We start from the raw sequence: 18857 nt of genomic DNA, 5'->3' as shown, positions 1-18857 counted from the left end.
CAGGCCTGCCCTGCGGCGTTCTGGAGATTCTGTATGGCAAGTTTTGTACACACGGCAGGTCAGCAGACCTACCGCTTCGACAGCCTCAAAGAGGTCATGGCCAAGGCCAGTCCCGCCCGCTCGGGCGACTTTCTCGCCGGCGTGGCGGCCAGCAACGACGGTGAACGGGTTGCGGCACAAATGGCCCTGGCCGACATCCCCCTCAAGCATTTTCTGACTGAAGCACTGATCCCTTACGAGGAAGACGAAGTCACCCGACTGATCATCGACACCCATGACGCCCAGGCCTTCGCCCCGGTCAGCCACCTGACCGTGGGTGGCCTGCGTGACTGGCTGCTGAGCGAAGCTGCCGACGAAGACACCCTGCGCGCGCTGGCGCCGGGGCTGACCCCGGAAATGGCCGCAGCGGTGTCGAAAATCATGCGGGTGCAGGACCTGGTACTGGTGGCCCAGAAGATCCGCGTGGTCACCCGTTTTCGCGGCACCATGGGCCTGCGCGGGCGCCTGTCGACCCGTCTGCAGCCCAACCACCCCACCGATGAGCCCGCCGGCATCGCAGCGAGCATCCTCGACGGCCTGCTGTACGGCAATGGCGACGCCATGATCGGCATCAACCCGGCCACCGACAGCATCGCCTCGATCTGCGCGCTGCTGGAAATGCTCGACGCCATCATCCAGCGCTATGACATCCCCACCCAGGCCTGTGTACTCACCCACGTGACCACCTCGATCGAAGCGATCAATCGCGGCGTGCCACTGGACCTGGTATTCCAGTCGATTGCCGGTACCGAGGCGGCCAACGCCAGTTTCGGCATCAACCTCAATGTGCTGAAGGAAGGCTATGACGCAGGCCTCAGCCTCAAACGCGGCACCCTGGGGCAGAACCTGATGTACTTCGAGACCGGCCAGGGCAGCGCCCTGTCGGCCAACGCCCACCATGGCGTCGACCAGCAAACCTGCGAAACCCGCGCCTACGCCGTGGCCCGGCATTTCAAACCGTTCCTGGTGAACACCGTAGTCGGCTTCATCGGCCCGGAATACCTGTACAACGGCAAGCAGATCATCCGCGCCGGCCTTGAGGATCACTTCTGCGGCAAGCTGCTGGGCGTGCCCATGGGCTGCGATATCTGCTACACCAACCATGCCGAAGCCGACCAGGACGACATGGACATGCTCCTGACCCTGCTGGGCGTAGCCGGCATCAACTTCATCATGGGCATCCCCGGCTCCGACGACATCATGCTCAACTACCAGACCACCTCCTTCCATGACGCGCTGTATGCCCGCCAGACTCTGGGCTTGAAACCGGCGCCGGAATTCGAGGCGTGGCTGGCGCGCATGGGTATCTTCACCCAGGCCGACGGCCGGGTGCGCTTCGGCGACAACCTGCCGCCGGCCTTCCGCCAGGCCCTGGCACAACTGGGATAAGCGAGTCGAACATGGCCAACACTCCACAGCACGACAACAGCGCCAACCCCTGGCTGGAACTGCGTCGCCTGACCCCGGCGCGTATCGCCCTGGGCCGCACGGGTACCAGCCTGCCCACCGGCGCCCAATTGGACTTCCAGTTCGCCCACGCCCAGGCCCGCGATGCGGTGCACCTGGCCTTCGATCACCAGGGCCTGCGCACCCAACTCAGTGAGCGCGGTCGCGACAGCCTGTTGCTGCACAGCGCAGCTGCAGACAGACACAGCTACCTGCAACGCCCTGACCTGGGACGGCGCCTGCACGACGACTCGGCCCAGCAACTGCGCGAGCATGCCCAGGCCAATCCGGGCGGGGTCGACCTCGCCATCGTGGTTGCCGACGGGCTCTCGGCGCTGGCCGTACACCGCCATACCCTGCCATTTCTGGCACGTTTCGAAGAACAGGCCGCTACCGACGGCTGGTCCACCTCTCCCGTGGTACTGGTGGAACAAGGCCGCGTCGCGGTAGCCGACGAGGTGGGCGAACTGCTGGGGGCGAAAATGACCGTGATCCTGATCGGCGAACGCCCGGGCTTGAGCTCGCCAGACAGCCTGGGGCTGTATTTCACCTACAACCCCAAGGTCGGCCTCACCGACGCCTACCGCAACTGCATTTCCAACGTGCGCCTGGAAGGCCTGAGCTATGGCATGGCGGCACATCGCCTGCTGTACCTCATGCGAGAGGCCTGCCGCCGACAGCTGTCCGGGGTCAACCTGAAGGACGAAGCGCAAGTACACACGCTGGAGTCAGAAGCCGACACACCAACCAAAGGCAATTTCCTGCTCAGCAAACCGTGAAAGCGCTGGGTTCGTAGATTGCACTTTCTAATTGCCTTCAGGCAGCATCTGCCAAGGCTGCCGGCGATTCGCCGCACTCTCCCATGGACCCTGAGGCCTGCTTATGCGAATCATCAAAGCAACCCTGGAACATCTGGACCTGCTTGCCCCGCTGTTCGTCAAATACCGCGAGTTCTATGGGCAACTGCCCTTCCCGGACTCCTCGCGCAAATTCCTGAAAAAGCGCCTGGAACGTGGCGAGTCGGTGATCTACCTGGCCCTGCCGGATGATGACGACAGCAAGCTGATGGGGTTCTGCCAGCTATACCCGAGCTTTTCGTCGCTCTCGCTCAAGCGTGTGTGGATTCTCAACGATATCTATGTGGCGGAAGACTCCCGGCGCATGCTGGTGGCTGACCATCTGATGCGCGAGGCCAAGCAGATGGCCAAGGACACCAACGCCGTGCGCATGCGGGTCTCGACCAGCAACGACAATGAAGTGGCGATGAAAACCTACGAATCCATCGGCTTTCGTGAGGACACCGAGTTCAAGAGCTACATCCTGCCCATCAACGCCGACTGACCCCCTCTTCACGGCAGGCCCATGGCCTGCCTGATAATTTTTGGAAATCCGCCGCTACAAACTGCGCAGGCACATTCTTGTTGCCGCCGTATAATGCGCCTCCCCATTATGTGTGAAACTTTACCCATTTCCTGGGTAGCCCCCTCATACAGTCGCATTACCCGTCATTACCAGCCCGTCGCTCGGGTCAAGAACACAGGTGCTGTACATGGACTTCAACCCGCTGGACCTTATCCTGCATCTCGACGCCTATCTCGATTTGCTGGTCAACAATTACGGCGGGTGGATCTACGCCATCCTGTTCCTGGTGATCTTCTGCGAAACGGGCCTGGTGGTCATGCCATTCCTGCCTGGTGATTCCCTGCTGTTCATCGCCGGTGCCGTTGCGGCAGGCGGCGGCATGGACCCGGTGTTGCTCGGCGGCCTGCTGATGGCAGCAGCCATACTCGGTGACAGCACTAACTATGTGATTGGCCGAACCGCCGGCGAACGCTTGTTCCGCAACCCCAATTCGAAGATCTTCCGCCGCGATTACCTGCAGCAGACCCACGAATTTTATGAGCGCCACGGCGGCAAGACCGTCACCCTGGCGCGCTTTCTGCCGATCCTGCGCACCTTCGCACCGTTCGTCGCCGGCATCGCGAAAATGCATTACCCACGGTTCCTCGGCTTCAGCGTGGCCGGCACCGTACTGTGGGTCGGGGGCCTGGTGACGCTGGGCTACTTCTTCGGCAACGTACCGTTCATCAAGCAGAACCTGTCGTTGATGATCGTGGCCATCATCATCCTGTCGCTGGTACCCATGATCATCGGTCTGGTGCGCAGCCGCATGCATCGCACCGCCAAGGCCAACTAAGCCTGGCCATGTGGTCGCTCAGCGCCTGGCGCCGTCGTCGCACCCTGGCTCGCCACCCCGTCGACCCGCAGCGTTGGCAACGGGTTCGCGAGCGCCTGCCGATCCTCGACGGCCTGAGCGCCGATGAGGACCGCTGGCTACTTGAAGCGAGCATCCTGTTCCTGGACGAGAAGCACCTGAGCCCGCTGCCGGGAGTGAAGCTTGATGGCGAGCAACGCCTGTTTCTCGCCGCCCAGGCCCAGTTGCCGCTGCTGCATCTGGGCGCACTGAACTGGTACCAGGGCTTTCACGAGATCATTCTCTACCCCGACGACTTCGTCAGCCCCCAGCGCCACCGTGATGCCAGCGGCATAGAACACGAGTGGAACGGCGAGCACAGCGGCGAAGCCTGGCAACAGGGCCCGGTGATCCTGGCCTGGCCTGGGGTGCTGGCCAGCGGCGGCTGGGAGGGCTACAACCTGGTCATCCATGAGCTTGCGCACAAACTCGACATGCTCAACGGCGATGCCAACGGCCTGCCGCCGCTGCACAACGACATGCGCATCAGCGACTGGGCCCAGGCCATGCAGGAAGCCTACGACGACCTCAACCGCCAGCTCGACCGCAACCCCGACGCCGAGACCGCCATCGACCCCTATGCGGCGGAAAACCCGGCCGAATTCTTCGCCGTCACCAGCGAATACTTCTTCAGCGCTCCGGACCTGCTCAACGCCGCCTACCCTGCGGTGTACCAGCAATTGTGCGGTTTCTATCGCCAGGACCCGTTGGCGCGCCTGCAGCTTTTGCAGCGCGATCACCCCCACTATCAGCAGGCACCTGACTGACACTGCCGGACATCCGGGCGAACGTGGCAAGCAGGACGGAATGTGCCTATAATCGCGACCAATTTTTGGCCAAACATGGGGGCACTGCCCAATGAGCTACAGCAAGATTCCGGCTGGCAAAGACCTGCCGAACGACATCTACGTCGCCATCGAGATTCCAGCCAACCACGCGCCGATCAAGTACGAGATCGACAAAGACAGCGACTGCCTGTTCGTTGACCGTTTCATGGCCACCCCGATGTTCTACCCGGCCAACTACGGCTACATCCCGAACACCCTGGCCGACGACGGTGATCCCCTCGACGTGCTGGTCGTGACTCCGTACCCAGTTGCTCCTGGCTCGGTCATCCGTGCCCGTCCGGTCGGCATCCTGAACATGACCGACGACGGCGGCGGCGACGCCAAAGTCATCGCCGTACCGCACGACAAGCTGTCGCAGCTGTACGTCGACATCAAGGAATACACCGACCTGCCAGCCCTGCTGCTGGAACAGATCAAGCACTTCTTCGAGAACTACAAGGATCTCGAGAAAGGCAAATGGGTCAAGATCGATGGCTGGGGCAACGCAGACGCCGCCCGCGCCGAGATCACCAAGGCCGTTGCTGCCTACAAAGGCTAAGCAAACGCCCAACAAGAAACCCCGCCTTTGCGGGGTTTTCTGTTTTTTGGGAACAAGTCCTACAACGCCCTAAGGCAGCGCCTGTAAAACCGCCAACTTCGGGCCTTGAAAATGAACTTCATGTTTATTTCCCAAGCCAGGCGCGCCCACTAAACTCAGGCGCCATGAATACATCTGGTGATCGTCTCAAAGTGCTCCTGCACGAGTGCAACCTGACCCCTTCCGACTTTGCCGCACAGCGCAAAGTGACCCCACAGCACGTCAACAACTGGTTCAGACGTGGCGTGCCCTTCGCCCGCCTGGACGAAATTGCCGACCTGCTCTGCGTACGCAGCCGATGGCTACGCACCGGCGAAGGCCCCAAGCACCCCAACCCTCTACCTCGCTTGAACCCCGCGCCCCGCGCACCCGGTACCGAGCCTGTACCCCCGAGCCTGCTGGCCGCCCACAATCACAATGACATCCAGTTGCCGTTCTTCGGCATCCAGACCAAACAACTGAAACCTATCCCCGACCGCTACCTGCGCCTGCCGATCCGCGCCCTCGACAGCCTGGGTGTCGACCCGAGCCTGGCCCTGTGCCTGAGCATGCCCACGTCCAACATGAGCCCCTTGCTGCCTCGCGGCACCACACTGGCCGTCGATTGCGGCCTGACCCACGTGGTGGAGGGCGAGATCTACGCCTTGCTGCACAATGGCCGCGTACGCGTTCACAGCCTCAGCCAACAACCCAACGGAGCCTTGCGCCTGCACAGCCACGACAGTGATGAGCACCCCACCGAAACCTACAGCCCGGCCCAACTCAAAAGCCAGAAACTAAGCGTACTCGGCTGGGTATTCTGGTGGGGCCATCTACGCGACAGCCGCCCGGCTTGAGCGTACGCAATGAATTTGTGCTGGGCATTGCGCCTCATTCCCAGTATGCTACGCCGCACATTTCGCCCCCGGCCTGCCATGCACGCCCAGGGGCCCGGCGAGACGACACACAGCTTGTCCGCCGTACCGGTCCTTGTACCGGATAACGTTTTGAAGGCGGTTGCGGCTTACCAAAAATTAGCCAAGGCCGTCCCCTGGAAGCCGGCCACAAGCCGGCTTTTTAATTGTCCGAAATAATCCTATCCCATCCGAAAATCCTGCCGATAGCCTAGCTATCATGCGCGTTTCAGGCGCTCCCGTGTCCGATGGTGTTCAACGCCATTTGACCTCATCCGACGATGAAGTGGGGGGCCCGATGGGGGGACGAGGGACGACAGGGGAAATCCAATGGGTAAGCTGAATCCTAAACAAGTCGAAAACCTGACCGAACCCGGCACCTATGAAGATGGTGATGGGCTTCGCTTGGTCGTCAAACCTACCGGGCGTAAATCTTGGTTGCTTCGCTACCAACTGGCAGGTCGGCGAAGGGAGATGGGATTGGGCTCATTTCCTGAGGTAAGTCTCAAGAAAGCTAGGCTTGAAGCCAGTGCCAAGCGCAGCCTACTAAGCAACGGAATAGATCCGCTAGCTGCCCGTGATATCGAACGAGCAGCACAGCGCGAAGCTCAGAAAGCCAGTGAGGCGAAACAGCTAAAATTTGAGGCCATCGCGAAAGACTACTGCGATGCACACAGCGCCTCTTGGTCGGATAAGTGGCGCAAAGGCTGGTTACGCAAGCTTGAGCTGTATGCGTTTGAGCACATTGGTAGGCTTCCTGCTGATGAAATTGACACACCTCAAGTACTTAAGGTCCTTCAACCTATCTGGCAGACCAAAACCCGCACAGCCGATGAAGTGCGCGGGCAGATTGAGCAGATTCTAGACGCGGCAAAAGCACGCGGCCTACGCCAGGGAGAAAATCCGGCTCGCTGGCGGGGACACTTGGACAATCTGCTCAGCCGTGCTGAAAAGAAAAAAGCCCGAAAACGAGAGCACTTTGAAGCTCTGCGCTGGCAGGATGTCCCTGCCCTAATGGCCAAACTCAGAGCAAGCACCGCGCCAGCGTCGTTGGCCGCTCAGCTCCTGATAATGACAGGCGCACGCGCTCACATGGTGAGATTCGCACATTGGGACGAGTTCGACCTTAATGCAGCCACCTGGTCTCTTCCTGAAGAGCGCATGAAAATGCGGGTGGCCTTTGTAATCCCACTACCCGATCAAGTCGTGGAGCTAGTTCAAAGCATTCCGAGAGAATCAGGATCCCCCTTTCTTTTCCCTGGCCAAGGCAAGACAGGGGTAATGCACGCCAATGCCATACGCACTCTGCTACATGGCATGGATTACAAACATATTACCCGACACGGCTTTCGATCCTCATTTCGTGACTGGGCAGGCGAAAGCACAAATTATCCTCGCGAAGTATGCGAAATGGCGCTTGCTCACGACGAACGCGGCCAAACCGAAGGGGCATACTCTCGCTCCGATTTTCTCGACAAGCGACGCGCACTGATGATCGAATGGGCCAATTTCCTAAGTAAAACTCAGGCTCAGCCAGCAGTGAAAAGAGAGGAATAAATGCTTTTTAAAGATTTGTCCAAAACTTCACCAGAGGTAATTATTTCAAGAACCTGGGAGTCTCTTCGTGACACGCACGAAAACCTATTTGAAAACTCCCGATTCGATGAATTCATCCTAGCACTAAGGGAGAGCATAAAAAACGGCGATATTACCGAAGCCTTGCTTGACGATCTGAGGCTGCAACATATCGCTGCCAATAAAATGAGCGCAGAGTATCCTTTCCTTTACGCTTGCATTCTCAACGAATTGGCACAGCAGGCTCTTAGCTCTGGAGATCATAATCGAAGCTGGCCTTTAATTACTCATGCTAGCGCAAGCGCAGAAGGTGCTGCTACCCATGCCTTCTATAGCACGGTAATAGACACCACAGCAGCTCTAAATCATCGTCGAGCGATGGCAGGTGCAAATGCCCGCAATGCTAAATTCCAAAAAGTGAAAGACTACGCTTTAACTCTCATGATAGAGAAACGTCCCAAACACGGCTGGGACGACTTTATGCACGCGGCGGAATCAATCAAAAATGAACTAGGTAATTTTATCGACATGAAGAAAATCGGTCTAAGAAAAGAGCTAATTACAAAGACCCTACGGAGATGGCGAAAAGATGATGAGATCTTTCGGAGAGCCATCGCCGAAATCATTCCCTCGCTCAAACAGTAGAAACATCACACTCAGATACGGGCGACTGCCTAGGGCGCCCCATCTTCTTACTATCTCTTTTAGGCATTTCACCACGACCAAATGTCCGAGCCTGCCCCTCAGTTGCAATACGTATGTAATACTCTATCTTCGTAAGGTAAAGCGCCGCTTTTTGTAGGTTTTTACGCATGCCTCTATCAGTGTGCTCAATCATGCCAATCCCACAGGCGCGATAATTACCCTTTGCACGATTACAGTTATAATACACCCCCTTCCCGCCTGTAGCTCTTTCAGCCCAAAGCTCACCAATAGTCCTTGCCCAAGCGACATCTTCACGCAATTTTGAGCCATCCAAAAAAAACACACAGTGATAATGATAAGACTTAGACAACCCAAACTCCAACTTCCACGCATGGCCTAGAAAAGTTTTAGCTGGCAGCTTACGTCGCAACAATCTTAATAATTTCTCACGATGCTTTTTTACTTCCTCAAAACTTAGATCCTGTCGAAAACTTCTTTGAACCAGTGGCTTTGAGTAACCCAAGTCGATTCTTAAGACCAGCACTCGCGACCGCTTCTCGAAAATAGCCTCGATATAATCAAGCAGGCTCTTGTAGTTTTTATTTGAAAGCCGACGATGTGCATTTTGCTCAGACTTAAATGCACACCCTCTAACAATGGACCTTATACGCTCAACCACGTTATTCAGAGACTCTATAACCGCCGAAGGACTACCATCAAAAAGTCGAAGACTCCTGCGATAATAGAAAGCTCTGGCATACTCCTTAGTACACTCGAAAAAAACCTTTACGCCTGGAGTGAAGTCATGGATTGGATAGTAACGTTCTATCTCCTCCCATGCCCACACATTCATTAATAATCGCTTCCCAGTCTTTGTCAAATCAGCTCTAGCCACACCATGACTGATTTTTTCATAGAAATGGACTTCATCACTAGCAGATATTTCCTTTACCAACCTTTCTATATCTTTAATTTTCAGTACAGCGTTTCTCTCACCACCAACAGCCATAACGTTAGCATTGCAGGTATCGAAATACGTAATTGTACTTTCCAACAAAGCCGCTTCAACAGACAGAAACTCTTTCTTCTTCATGTTTTCCGAACCCTTAAATACCTGTGCTCGATACGCACAGGCTTATGCCCATTCCCCATCGTCCAATAAAGCAACAGCAATCATGACACTCACCACAGGAGACTAACACCTTCTGACTCATAGGCATTGACACAGCAACCAATAGCTAACACCCAATTAATATCTAATCATCTAATTCTAATAACAAATAATCCAGAATCACTAAACTACACGCACCACGACAAAATCAAGCTACCCAATCCATAAGCCAAAGCAAAGCCCATAGATTAACAGCCAATTAAACACTAACTCTCTGTCGAGTTAGTGCAAATCCAATCACTCAGTCTTTCCGCGACACGCCCCATCCATCTTTGATCGAATCCAGTCATTTACGCTCTCCTCCAACCAACCGACAGCTGAACACCCAATTTTCATAGGCTTGGGAAATGTACTGTCGTAACGAGGAGAGTCAACATTCATCCGGTCATAGATAGTGGATCGCGATAAACCAATACGCTCCTGCACTTGCCTTAGCCTAAGCACCCTCATAGGTGCGTGACCTTTTGCATCCATCACCAACCTCCAGCCAGCCGAATTAGCTATAGGGCAGACTGTAAGCGATCATCCAAGGCGCGTGCAGAAAGGTGCTTACGTAAAAAAATACGCTAAGCAAATTACCCCAAAATTTCCTGACATAAGAACTAACCCGACAACAATCCAGCTTCTCAAAAGAACCAACCAGCACAGCAATTAAAGAACCAACCTAACCACATTCAAGACCCAAGGCACAACACACCAACAAAATAAAAACCAGTCACAGACATGGTAAAAAATCACATTTAAAAATAATTCAAATACACACCATTAAAGTGAACCACCGCTGTTCTTAGCGGCTAGAAACCATTAAATAAACAAGGAAAACCATATGTACACCCTATGCCCAAATTGTAGTTCCAGTCGTGTAACAACTAAGAATCTTGGAAAACAAACAGGGGGATTAATTGGCGCAGCAAGCGGTGCTGCCAGTGGTGCCGCTGGTGCTATGTCCGGCGCAGAGGTCGGTGCGGTGTTAGGCGTGGTCGGCGGCCCAGTAGGGATAGCCATTGGCAGTATTGCTGGCGCTCTTGTCGGTGGACTATTTGGCGGAGTAGCTGGCGGGATAACTGGCGCTACGATGGGCGAGCAAATTGATGAAAAGATTCTTAACAACTATCAATGCCTGCATTGTGGTTACAGCTTCAGCATCAAGCGTTAATTTTCTGGAGCAGCCGTCGCTTTTGGTGAAACGGCCTTATTTCCGCTCATTCGTCAGGGACATTTCTCATGGCTCATTTCATTGAACAAATGGCTTACATTGGCGTAACCCCGTGGCATGGCCTGGGAAGACGCCTTTCCCCGAAACAACCAATCGAAGTATGGCAGCGTGAAGCTGGCATGGACTGGAAGATCCAAGACAGCCCGGTACATTTCAAGTCCAACAGCATCGGTGCTCTGGGATCAATTTATACCTTCCCTGAACAGAAGGTACTTTACCGATCCGACACCAAGGCTCCATTGTCAGTAGTCTCCAGCCGGTACCAGGTGGTGCAGCCCCGTGAAGTACTGGAGTTCTACCGGGACCTCACTGAAGTCTCGGGGTATGAGCTGGAAACAGCCGGGGTGCTGAAGGGGGGTCGCAAGTTCTGGGCTTTGGCCCGTACCGGGCAAAGCACGGTGCTGAAGGACAACGACCAAGTGGATAGCTACCTTCTGCTAGCTACCTCCTGCGACGGCACCTTAGCTACTACCGCCACTCCAACTACCGTACGTGTAGTCTGCAATAACACGCTGGCCATCGCCTTGGATGGGAGCAATCGTGCGATCAAGGTTCCACATAACACCCGCTTCGATTCGCAGGCAGTGAAAAAGCAGTTAGGCATTGCCGTCTCGCAATGGGACGAGTTCATGTACCGCATGCGAGCACTGACTGAACGCAAGGTGCAGTGGCATGAAGCAATGGGCTTTTTCATGAACGTGCTGTGTGATGTAGCCCCTGATGAGAAACTGCCCGAAGCCCTTCCAAACGAGCGGGCATTGCGCAGAGTCCAGGGGCTGTACGAAGGCGGAGGTCGGGGAGCTTTACTAAAGTCCGCCCAGGGGACTGCATGGGGCTTGCTCAACGCTGTGACAGAGTATGTCGATCACGAACGTCGAGCGCGCAGCATTGAGTACCGCATGGATTCCGCCTGGTTCGGAAATGGTGCGCAGATTAAGCAAAGGGCGTTGGACGCGGCGCTAAGACTCGCTGCTTGATATCAGGCCTCTGGCTATCGAGCCAGTCAATTACCCGAGCGATCAACCTCAGAGCCCGGCTTCGGCCAGAAGCACTGAAGGCTTCCGATCGAGGGCGTTCGCAATTCGAAGGATGTTAAGAAAGGTGACGTTTCGCTCGCCGCGTTCGATTTTCCCCATGTGGGAACGATCGATTTCAGCTGCATCGGCCAACGCCTCCTGCGACAGGCCAAGAGCGACGCGGTGAGCGCGTACTACAGCCCCCAGACGGACCAAATCGCGATTTTTATCATGACTAACGGAGACTCTTCCCATGCATGGAATCGTCACGCTATGATGTGTTTACGACCACGGCATTTACGACCCATTTCTAAAAAAAATCCTGCCTTTGGCATCTAAAATCTGCGGCCCCCCTTTAATCCAATCCAGCCCATCAACCACCAATAAAGGAATAATTGTGGAAACCCTCGTCAAGACTGCACTCGCTGCAACAGTTTTTCTTGCAACACATGCCTACGCAAATGGTCATCCAGAGTTCGATCAATACAAAACGTCCGACGTAATCCTCTGCGAAAGCACCGGACGGGTGATGTATGGGTTCCCACTTACTCTTTGCTTAGAAGAAAGTCGCCCTGGAAAACACGTAGTGCGTTACCAGAATCGTGAGACTGGTGAAATCACTATGAAAGAAGAGGAAACATTTGAATACATACGCTGCTCTAAAGCGCAGGACAAATGTACCGACCGAGATGGCAATTACAGGGGAAAGTTTTCCGCCCCAAGAGACACATACTACGCAATCTTTAAAGATTTCTATGTGCACCCAGGGAATGATGGTAAAGACTATGCCTATAAGACCGGAACAGGGCCTCTATTTGGCGGTGCGGCGGCTGCAAGCGTAGCAGCACAGCCTGCGGCACGTTTGACTGCAACACCGACAGCAACGGGCACATACGACGTATGGTGCGACCCACAAGGCGACTCATGTGAAATAACTATCGATGGAGGGGACGACATGGTCAGCCGCGAACGGCTTCCCGTATATGTCCCAATGGCCTCAGTCACCAATAACTGCACATTAGAGTTCTGCTACAACTCAAGCCAGGATGTGATAGGCCTAAATCCCGACTACCACCTTTGGAAAAAATAATAGTATCTATCTACAACTCATAATCCGCCACCCGTTACGCGGCGGCGGATTATGACGTATGAAAAACTCAGACTTACATCAAAGGATGATAAGCTTTTTTCAGCAATTCTTTTAACTTATCTGGCACTCCACCCCAATCCTCACCCCAACCAATCGAATGCTTGTAAGCATTGAAAGGCTTTTCTGAGGTTGGCGGCGGATATCCGAGAAAGTCCTCAACACACTCCTCTAGCATTATTACCTTTTCTTTATCTCCAACAACCTTAAGGATAGGGTCATTAAACTTTTCAGCGCCTGCCACGCCTTTATCACGATCATGCACAACAAAGAAATTAACTTTCAGCGCCGACAGATACTTAACCAAGCCAATAATTGACGCCTTCCCTCTCGCCTTCACCAACTCAGTATTAGATAAAACCCTAACCCGCATATCAGACGGCATCCGCCTAATAGCTTCTTTAATAAGAATCTCTTCTGTATCACCTTCAACCACAAGAACTTTTTTTGTGAAGAAAATTCTCGACACATGATCATCCAGCTTAATAAGCATTTTAACTTGATCTTTGTCATCCCCTTGCAGCTTCTTAAACTCTTCAGAAACAGAAAACGGTAGGATCGTAGTATGATTATTATCATAGTGAAAACGATTCAACACTTGCCTCGGCTTTCTTGACAAGTCGATCAAATATGGAGAATGTGTAGTTGCTACAATTTGCGAAGCACTATCTGAAAGCTCGTAGATTAAATCGCGCATCTGATTTGCCGCACTAGGATGCAAATAGATTTCCGGCTCCTCAAAACCAATTATCAGACCACGATCATCGTTTCCGGCACGTTTTTTTAACCACTGTTGGCGGAAGCGTAATAGGCCAAAAACTGCCGCTCTGACCATCCCCGTTCCTTGATGGGCGATGCTCGTTCTCACATTACTAGACATCTCGATCGCGAAAGTCGGAGTTAGCGATTCAGGACTGGACAAGTCTGCGGATGCGTATATTCGTGACTCTGGAAAAACTCCGCCTAGAACCGTATTAAGTTCAGACATCATTTTTCCAAACTCAGACCCAGCATCACCTGGATCTAACTCCTTTGCTAACAAACCAAGACAGACCTGAGCATCTTTATAGTTCTTCGAACTTTCACGAACCTCCTTAAACAATTCATTAAGTATTTTGTGCAACACTCCATTTTTTTGATCAATTTCATGAGCGGCTGCTTCAGCTGGAATGATAAGGACCGACGGCAACTTCGACAACACAACGGTTCCGATACCGCCTGGGTTTGTTATCCATTGCTGCTCATCAGACAACTCCCAAATATCATCAACAAGTTCTAGTTTTTCTTTCTCACCGGCAGAAATCTTTTTATCCAGCACCGAGAATATTTCTTCTATCACAGCGGACTCAGCCCCCGCAGCAATGAACTCCTCGGGCTTTTGCAGACCGACAAACTCTGCCTTCATTGACCTAGTGAGACTCTTCAACTCAATCTTTACGTCCTCACCCAACGGATAAGTCTTCCGATAGAATATTGACTTTCCACTTTCTCCAGAGTCGCCTGCATCGTAACTGAATATCCGACCCTTAAACCCGCGCCATTCAGAAGCTTTTTCAGGTACGTTCCTAAACTCCGCTTCCAAGACAATTGTTTTACAAACTATTTTGTTTTCGCCCGTGTCTTCATCTACCTCTGAACAATAGTACCCGGGTTCCATTCTTTTATTGTTCGAAAGCAGCCACTCTATAGCCTTTAGGACAGAGCTTTTTCCCGCATTATTAGCACCGATTAAAAAGGTGGCGTTTCCGAATTCTACTTGGACATCATGAAGGCGTTTGAAACCGCTAATACAAAGTCTGTGAAGTCGCATCTACCAGTTCCTAAAATCTAGAATAAGAGTCTTTTGCACCTGCATACCCAACCATAGCCGAACACCGTAGTGGCGTCCAGCCATCAGCCAACGACTTTAAATCAGGAAGGTTCCTATCCACAGAATAGATTAACGATCAAATTTCAATCCGCTTTCGTTCTTCTCAAAAACAAAGCTAGGGGTCGCAGATCTCTTTCGAGTGAGCGCTTAGCACGGGTGTCCTTCCTACCCGCTTCGGCTCTATCCGCCCATCAATGCGGCCCTGTCCTGCCCTTTCAGCGTCCTCGCACCCAGCGAGCCACCTGTGCTTGTCTTTTCTTGTTACCATTCGGCCTTGGAAAACTCAGGCCGGAGACTGGATGGATGGCTGCTAGCGAGAAAACGATAATCATTGAGAGAATTTTCGAGACGCTATATGACGAGACCACTAAGGAGTTTTCCCGCACCCTGGTGACATCTGAGGACGTCCAAGAAGCAAAACGCTACTGCGCAGAGCATCATGGAACCAAGATGAAGCTAGACGGTAATCCTTACAACTTCATGAAAGATATCGTAAGAGGAAAAAGCGCATCTAGAATTTGGCCGCAACGGTTGAAAGATCTTGGGATTGGAGGTGTCCAAAGGACAGGAGATGGTGCCATTTTTGAATTCGTTCATGGCATAGAGGGAGCTCTCGACAGCCTTGACGAAGATTTTCGCCCTTCTGAGTCGACCCCCAACTTTCCTGTGCAAAGCCTTAGCCTACCGCTAGCATCTAAGGCATTAGGGCGTACGGATGAGTCATGGCTTCTTCAGGTAGCAGTAAACCTGCGAGTAATAGAAAGCCACTTCGCCAACTCTAAGCACAGCCAAATTGAAGCGTTAGAGCTCACACATCTTCAGATGGACATAAAACTAAGAAAAGTCCAGATTGATGCACTGTTTCGCGCACTACATACCACACCCGATGGCGGCCCTTCAGATGCTTTAATCACCGTGGAGGCCAAACAGGGAAATCAACGAATTCTGACCGAGCAAATTGGCCGCCAAGTCATAGCAGCTTTCGAGTCTACTGAAACCGAACTTGTAATTCCAGTAGCTATTGCGGCTGTAAAAAACAAAGGAATTTACGTTGTTGAATTCACCGCAGTGCATAGACAAGAACTAGATAAATTTAGCGCCCCGCAATTCCACCGAGACGCTATGTTTATACTTCAACCAAAAGTCAAAGGTATCTAATTATGCCAAATTAAGCATAACCTGTTTAGGCTTTGGTGATCCTTTGCGGTCTCGCTGCTTAATGGGCACATTGATTTCAAAGTAGCGAGACGCTTGCCCCATATCCATAGAAAGCAGCTTTTCATCCCCTAACAGAAGAGTATCGTCGGGACTAGCAGGTTCCCAACCAATCGCCTCAATCACGCTTGCAGCTACAGCCCGGGCAAGCGGTGGTGGAACAGCGTTACCTACCTGCCTTGCCCCGTGCCATTTCGTTACATGCGTCCGAAACCAATCAGGAAACCCATGTAATCGAAGCATTTCTCGAACCGTTATACAACGTGGGTACTTGTAATGGATAGGTCGTGGACTTGTGAAAGCACCGCGCGCAGAATCGGTACCCGCGCGCAAGGTATTGGATACTCCATTAGCGTGAAGCTTAAAGAATCGAGAGGTCGGTTCTATCTGCCCCATCTCAGTTGAAGCGAAGCGTGTTCGAGAAAGCTCTGAGTGATTTGTGCGCAAGCTGCACGTTAAAAGATTTTTATCCCAACTTCTTTTATATCCGTAAAAATTTGATCCGGAGACTAAATCTCGAAGAACTTTCGCGTAGGAGCTAGGCTTGCCCCATTGAACCACAGCAGAATCCGCCTCCATAAGCTCTTCATAAGCTTCTGCATCCGGGATGTCGCCCAGAGCATCTTGGCAGGTCGGTCCATTCGGCAATTCCGAATCCATCAACAGATTAGATCGAGGGGATCGGGTAACAGGAGCAGGATATTCCGGAAGCGTTAGACCACATTTTCCTCCAATCAATATAAGCCTTTCGCGCTCTTGTGGTACCCCATAATTCGCAGCATTAAGAACCTTCCAGGGTAAAACATTATACCCTTTACCCTGAAACTCCTCGATCAACTCGGCTAGAAATTGTTTATGCTTGCCAACCGTAATGCCTTTGACGTTCTCAAAAACGAAGTACGAAGAGTCCAACCCTACCACAATCCGGACAAAATCTTTTACCAATGAGTTACGCGGGTCATCGAGGGCACGTTGACCAATTAGGCTAAACCCTTGGCAAGGGGCGCCGCCAAAGACAATATCAACATTTCGAGTGCCTATATTGGCAGCCTCACGAATATCATCGGCTGTTAGCGAAGATACGGACTGGGGGATTACCGTACAATTGGGAAAATTGTAAGAGTGAACAGCCGCATGGATTGGATCGATCTCTACGGCCGCCACCACGTCGAAACCAGCCTGCTCAAAGCCTAGGGACATCCCACCAGCCCCAGCGAAAAGATCAATTCCAATCGGTCGTGTCATCTGTATTCCTCCCACGGCGAGCACATCATCGCCTTTAACGAGGGGGGAATTTACGCGATTTCACCTCCTATGTCGATCGGTTTTTTCTCTAGGCCCTAGAAACGCCGACAGGCGTGCCTCTACGCCCTGAAGGTCCTTGAGCTCACACTGCCAGATCGTCAAGACCTGCCACCCGAGCGAGCGAAGGGCATTTTCGACGTCTTGATCACGCTGGTGGTTACGAGCAATTTTTGGCTCCCAGTAGTCAAGCCTACTCTTGGGCAGCCTCCCTTTAGAGCACCCATGACCGTGCCAGAAACACCCATGCACGAAAATGACCTTACGCTTTTTGTTAAAGACAACGTCCGGTTTCCCCGGCAAATCCTTACGATGCAATCTGTACCGATACCCCAAGCCATGAAGAATCCGACGTACGGTCATTTCTGGGCCTGTATGAGCCGTTCCGACAGACTGCATGATCGCACGGCGTTGCTCAGGAGAACGTACATCTACCATTAGTCCGCCTTCTGGGTCTCGGCATACGCGGGCAAGGTCTAACTACGGGAGCTTTACCGCTATCTGGGCACAGGATAGGGTAGCTAGAACAGAGTAGCCGATAAGGGTGCTCCCAGACCCGCCACCTCACACGCGCTTCGCATGTGGGGGGATAAATGTGGGGACAGAGTCTTGAAAAGACTCCAATACCCCGTAAAATCAGTCTAGAATCATAAAACAACGCCGGCCACAAGCCGGCTTTTTAATGCCCGTCTGTTTTTCACTCCCCCTCGAACACCACCGGCCGCATCGCCGCCGTATTCACCTTGAGCGTGAACACATCCGGCCGTGCGTAATGCCCGCACACGTCAAAATCAAGGTTGCTGGCCTGCCCCACGGCCAAATCGATCTCAGCGTATAAAATGGCCTCCTGATCAAACACCGGCCCAGCCAGCACTTGCCCTGTGGCACTGACGATCATGCTGCCGCCATGCATGATGTAGTCCTCTTCCCCAGCAGTCAGGCCGAAGTCTTCGCGATACGCTGCCGGGTACTCGCCCAAGGTAATTGCCTGGCAGGCCGACAGCACCGGTACGCGCCCTTCGAGCGCGATGTGGACCATGGACGACGCCCAGGTGGGACGATCATCCGCAGTGGGTGCGCAGTAGATTTCAGTGCCCTGGGCGTACATTGCCTGGCGCAGGGCCGGCATGTAGTTTTCCCAGCAGATGACAGTGCCCAGCCGGCCGAACGGTGTGTCCACCGGTGCAATGCTCGAACCATCGCCGAAACCCCAGATGATGCGTTCCTGGCCAGTCGGCATGAGTTTGCGGTGGTAGCCCGCCACGCCTTTGCCCGGCGCCAGCGTCACCGCGGTGCAATACAAGGTACGCCCCAGGCGCTCGATGATGCCCATGACCACATGGACCCCGGTTTCATCTACAACATCGCAGAGCCCGGCCAGCTCGGGACCGTCCAGGCTGACGGCACCTTGTACATATCGCAGGTACTGGGCTCGGCCCACATCACTGCGGCTGCCGACCACCGTGCCGAACGCTGCGCCTTTGGGGTATCCACCGAGGAACGCCTCGGGGAACACCGCAAGCTCGACGTGTTGTGCGGCAGCCTCGCGAATCAGCCCTGCCGCCTTCTCGGCACTCTGTTGGGGCTCGAATGGAATGGATGAAGCTTGAACAACAGCAACCTTGGTCATGTGTCTTCCCTCG

The 18857-nt window shown here is 53.4% G+C and carries 19 protein-coding genes and 2 pseudogenes; 14 read left to right on the top strand and 7 right to left on the bottom strand.

Annotated features, from left to right (window positions below):
- Nucleotides 1-33 precede the first annotated feature (33 nt).
- The 10 genes and pseudogenes from ABVN19_RS25895 to ABVN19_RS25850 all read left to right on the top strand — a co-directional run bounded on the left by ABVN19_RS25895 (nucleotide 34) and on the right by ABVN19_RS25850 (nucleotide 8277).
- On the top strand, nucleotides 34-1428 hold the full coding sequence (locus tag ABVN19_RS25895) for an ethanolamine ammonia-lyase subunit EutB (protein WP_105642168.1): 1395 nt from the start codon (nucleotides 34-36) through the stop codon (nucleotides 1426-1428).
- A gap of 11 nt (nucleotides 1429-1439) precedes the next feature.
- Entirely contained in the window at nucleotides 1440-2264 is an 825-nt protein-coding gene (gene eutC, locus ABVN19_RS25890; RefSeq protein ID WP_028944426.1) for an ethanolamine ammonia-lyase subunit EutC, read from the top strand.
- 103 nt (nucleotides 2265-2367) lie between these two features.
- A complete protein-coding gene (locus ABVN19_RS25885; protein ID WP_028944427.1) occupies nucleotides 2368-2826 on the top strand; it encodes a GNAT family N-acetyltransferase in 459 nt (152 codons plus the stop codon).
- Between the two features lie 208 nt (nucleotides 2827-3034).
- Nucleotides 3035-3682 (top strand): DedA family protein, encoded by a 648-nt coding sequence (locus ABVN19_RS25880; protein ID WP_028944428.1) that lies wholly within the window; start codon nucleotides 3035-3037, stop codon nucleotides 3680-3682.
- Between the two features lie 8 nt (nucleotides 3683-3690).
- Nucleotides 3691-4506 carry a M90 family metallopeptidase gene (locus ABVN19_RS25875; protein ID WP_028944429.1) on the top strand — a complete coding sequence of 272 codons (816 nt, stop codon included), beginning with the start codon at nucleotides 3691-3693 and terminating at the stop codon, nucleotides 4504-4506.
- Between the two features lie 91 nt (nucleotides 4507-4597).
- The gene (gene ppa, locus ABVN19_RS25870; RefSeq protein WP_028944430.1) at nucleotides 4598-5125 is read left to right on the top strand and encodes an inorganic diphosphatase; all 528 of its coding nucleotides are present in this window, start codon (nucleotides 4598-4600) and stop codon (nucleotides 5123-5125) included.
- A pseudogene (locus tag ABVN19_RS25865) lies at nucleotides 5044-5949 on the top strand (S24 family peptidase); the annotation flags it as partial. The gene ppa and the pseudogene ABVN19_RS25865, both read left to right, overlap by 82 nt.
- A gap of 19 nt (nucleotides 5950-5968) precedes the next feature.
- Nucleotides 5969-6013, top strand: a pseudogene (locus tag ABVN19_RS25860) (hypothetical protein); the annotation flags it as partial.
- A 374-nt stretch (nucleotides 6014-6387) separates the two neighbouring features.
- Nucleotides 6388-7614, top strand: a complete 1227-nt coding sequence (locus tag ABVN19_RS25855; protein ID WP_105642167.1) for an integrase arm-type DNA-binding domain-containing protein — start codon at nucleotides 6388-6390, stop codon at nucleotides 7612-7614.
- A complete protein-coding gene (locus ABVN19_RS25850; protein WP_105642166.1) occupies nucleotides 7615-8277 on the top strand; it encodes a hypothetical protein in 663 nt (220 codons plus the stop codon).
- Here ABVN19_RS25850 and ABVN19_RS25845 read toward each other — a convergent pair.
- Together ABVN19_RS25845 and ABVN19_RS25840 are read right to left on the bottom strand one after the other, a co-directional pair.
- Nucleotides 8267-9370, bottom strand: coding sequence for an inovirus-type Gp2 protein (locus ABVN19_RS25845; protein WP_105642165.1), 1104 nt, complete (start codon nucleotides 9368-9370; stop codon nucleotides 8267-8269). The genes ABVN19_RS25850 and ABVN19_RS25845 overlap by 11 nt on opposite strands.
- Nucleotides 9371-9685: 315 nt before the next feature.
- Entirely contained in the window at nucleotides 9686-9898 is a 213-nt protein-coding gene (locus ABVN19_RS25840; protein ID WP_256585876.1) for an AlpA family phage regulatory protein, read from the bottom strand.
- A gap of 376 nt (nucleotides 9899-10274) precedes the next feature.
- Between ABVN19_RS25840 and ABVN19_RS25835 the strand changes: the two genes are divergently transcribed.
- Together ABVN19_RS25835 and ABVN19_RS25830 are read left to right on the top strand one after the other, a co-directional pair.
- Nucleotides 10275-10604, top strand: coding sequence for a hypothetical protein (locus ABVN19_RS25835; protein ID WP_105642163.1), 330 nt, complete (start codon nucleotides 10275-10277; stop codon nucleotides 10602-10604).
- Between the two features lie 68 nt (nucleotides 10605-10672).
- A complete protein-coding gene (locus ABVN19_RS25830) occupies nucleotides 10673-11641 on the top strand; it encodes a DUF932 domain-containing protein (protein WP_105642162.1) in 969 nt (322 codons plus the stop codon).
- 48 nt (nucleotides 11642-11689) lie between these two features.
- On the opposite strand, the gene ABVN19_RS25825 is transcribed toward ABVN19_RS25830, so the two are convergent.
- Nucleotides 11690-11935, bottom strand: coding sequence for a helix-turn-helix transcriptional regulator (locus tag ABVN19_RS25825; RefSeq protein WP_028699128.1), 246 nt, complete (start codon nucleotides 11933-11935; stop codon nucleotides 11690-11692).
- A gap of 142 nt (nucleotides 11936-12077) precedes the next feature.
- Here ABVN19_RS25825 and ABVN19_RS25820 point away from each other — a divergent pair, with 142 nt between their 5' ends.
- Entirely contained in the window at nucleotides 12078-12770 is a 693-nt protein-coding gene (locus ABVN19_RS25820; protein WP_146117333.1) for a hypothetical protein, read from the top strand.
- A 73-nt stretch (nucleotides 12771-12843) separates the two neighbouring features.
- Here the strand turns inward: ABVN19_RS25820 and ABVN19_RS25815 are convergent, their stop codons facing one another.
- Nucleotides 12844-14637, bottom strand: coding sequence for an ATP-binding protein (locus ABVN19_RS25815; protein WP_105642161.1), 1794 nt, complete (start codon nucleotides 14635-14637; stop codon nucleotides 12844-12846).
- A gap of 363 nt (nucleotides 14638-15000) precedes the next feature.
- On the opposite strand from ABVN19_RS25815, the gene ABVN19_RS25810 reads away from it, so the two are divergent.
- Entirely contained in the window at nucleotides 15001-15855 is an 855-nt protein-coding gene (locus ABVN19_RS25810; protein ID WP_023093310.1) for a hypothetical protein, read from the top strand.
- On the opposite strand, the gene ABVN19_RS25805 is transcribed toward ABVN19_RS25810, so the two are convergent.
- The 3 genes from ABVN19_RS25805 to ABVN19_RS25795 form a co-directional block, all read right to left on the bottom strand.
- Nucleotides 15856-17157: a DNA cytosine methyltransferase gene (locus tag ABVN19_RS25805; protein WP_105642160.1), complete on the bottom strand. Its 1302-nt coding sequence runs from the start codon at nucleotides 17155-17157 to the stop codon at nucleotides 15856-15858. It abuts the gene before it with no gap.
- A gap of 60 nt (nucleotides 17158-17217) precedes the next feature.
- A complete protein-coding gene (locus ABVN19_RS25800; protein WP_256585875.1) occupies nucleotides 17218-17613 on the bottom strand; it encodes a very short patch repair endonuclease in 396 nt (131 codons plus the stop codon).
- A gap of 298 nt (nucleotides 17614-17911) precedes the next feature.
- A complete protein-coding gene (locus ABVN19_RS25795) occupies nucleotides 17912-18844 on the bottom strand; it encodes a carbon-nitrogen hydrolase family protein (RefSeq protein ID WP_105642158.1) in 933 nt (310 codons plus the stop codon).
- Nucleotides 18845-18857 lie beyond the last annotated feature (13 nt).

Source organism: Pseudomonas vranovensis, assembly GCF_040438935.1.
GTDB classification, from domain to species: Bacteria; Pseudomonadota; Gammaproteobacteria; order Pseudomonadales; family Pseudomonadaceae; genus Aquipseudomonas; species Aquipseudomonas vranovensis.
Note: the sequence above shows the minus strand (reverse complement) of the source record. Positions and strands in the feature narration are given on the sequence as shown.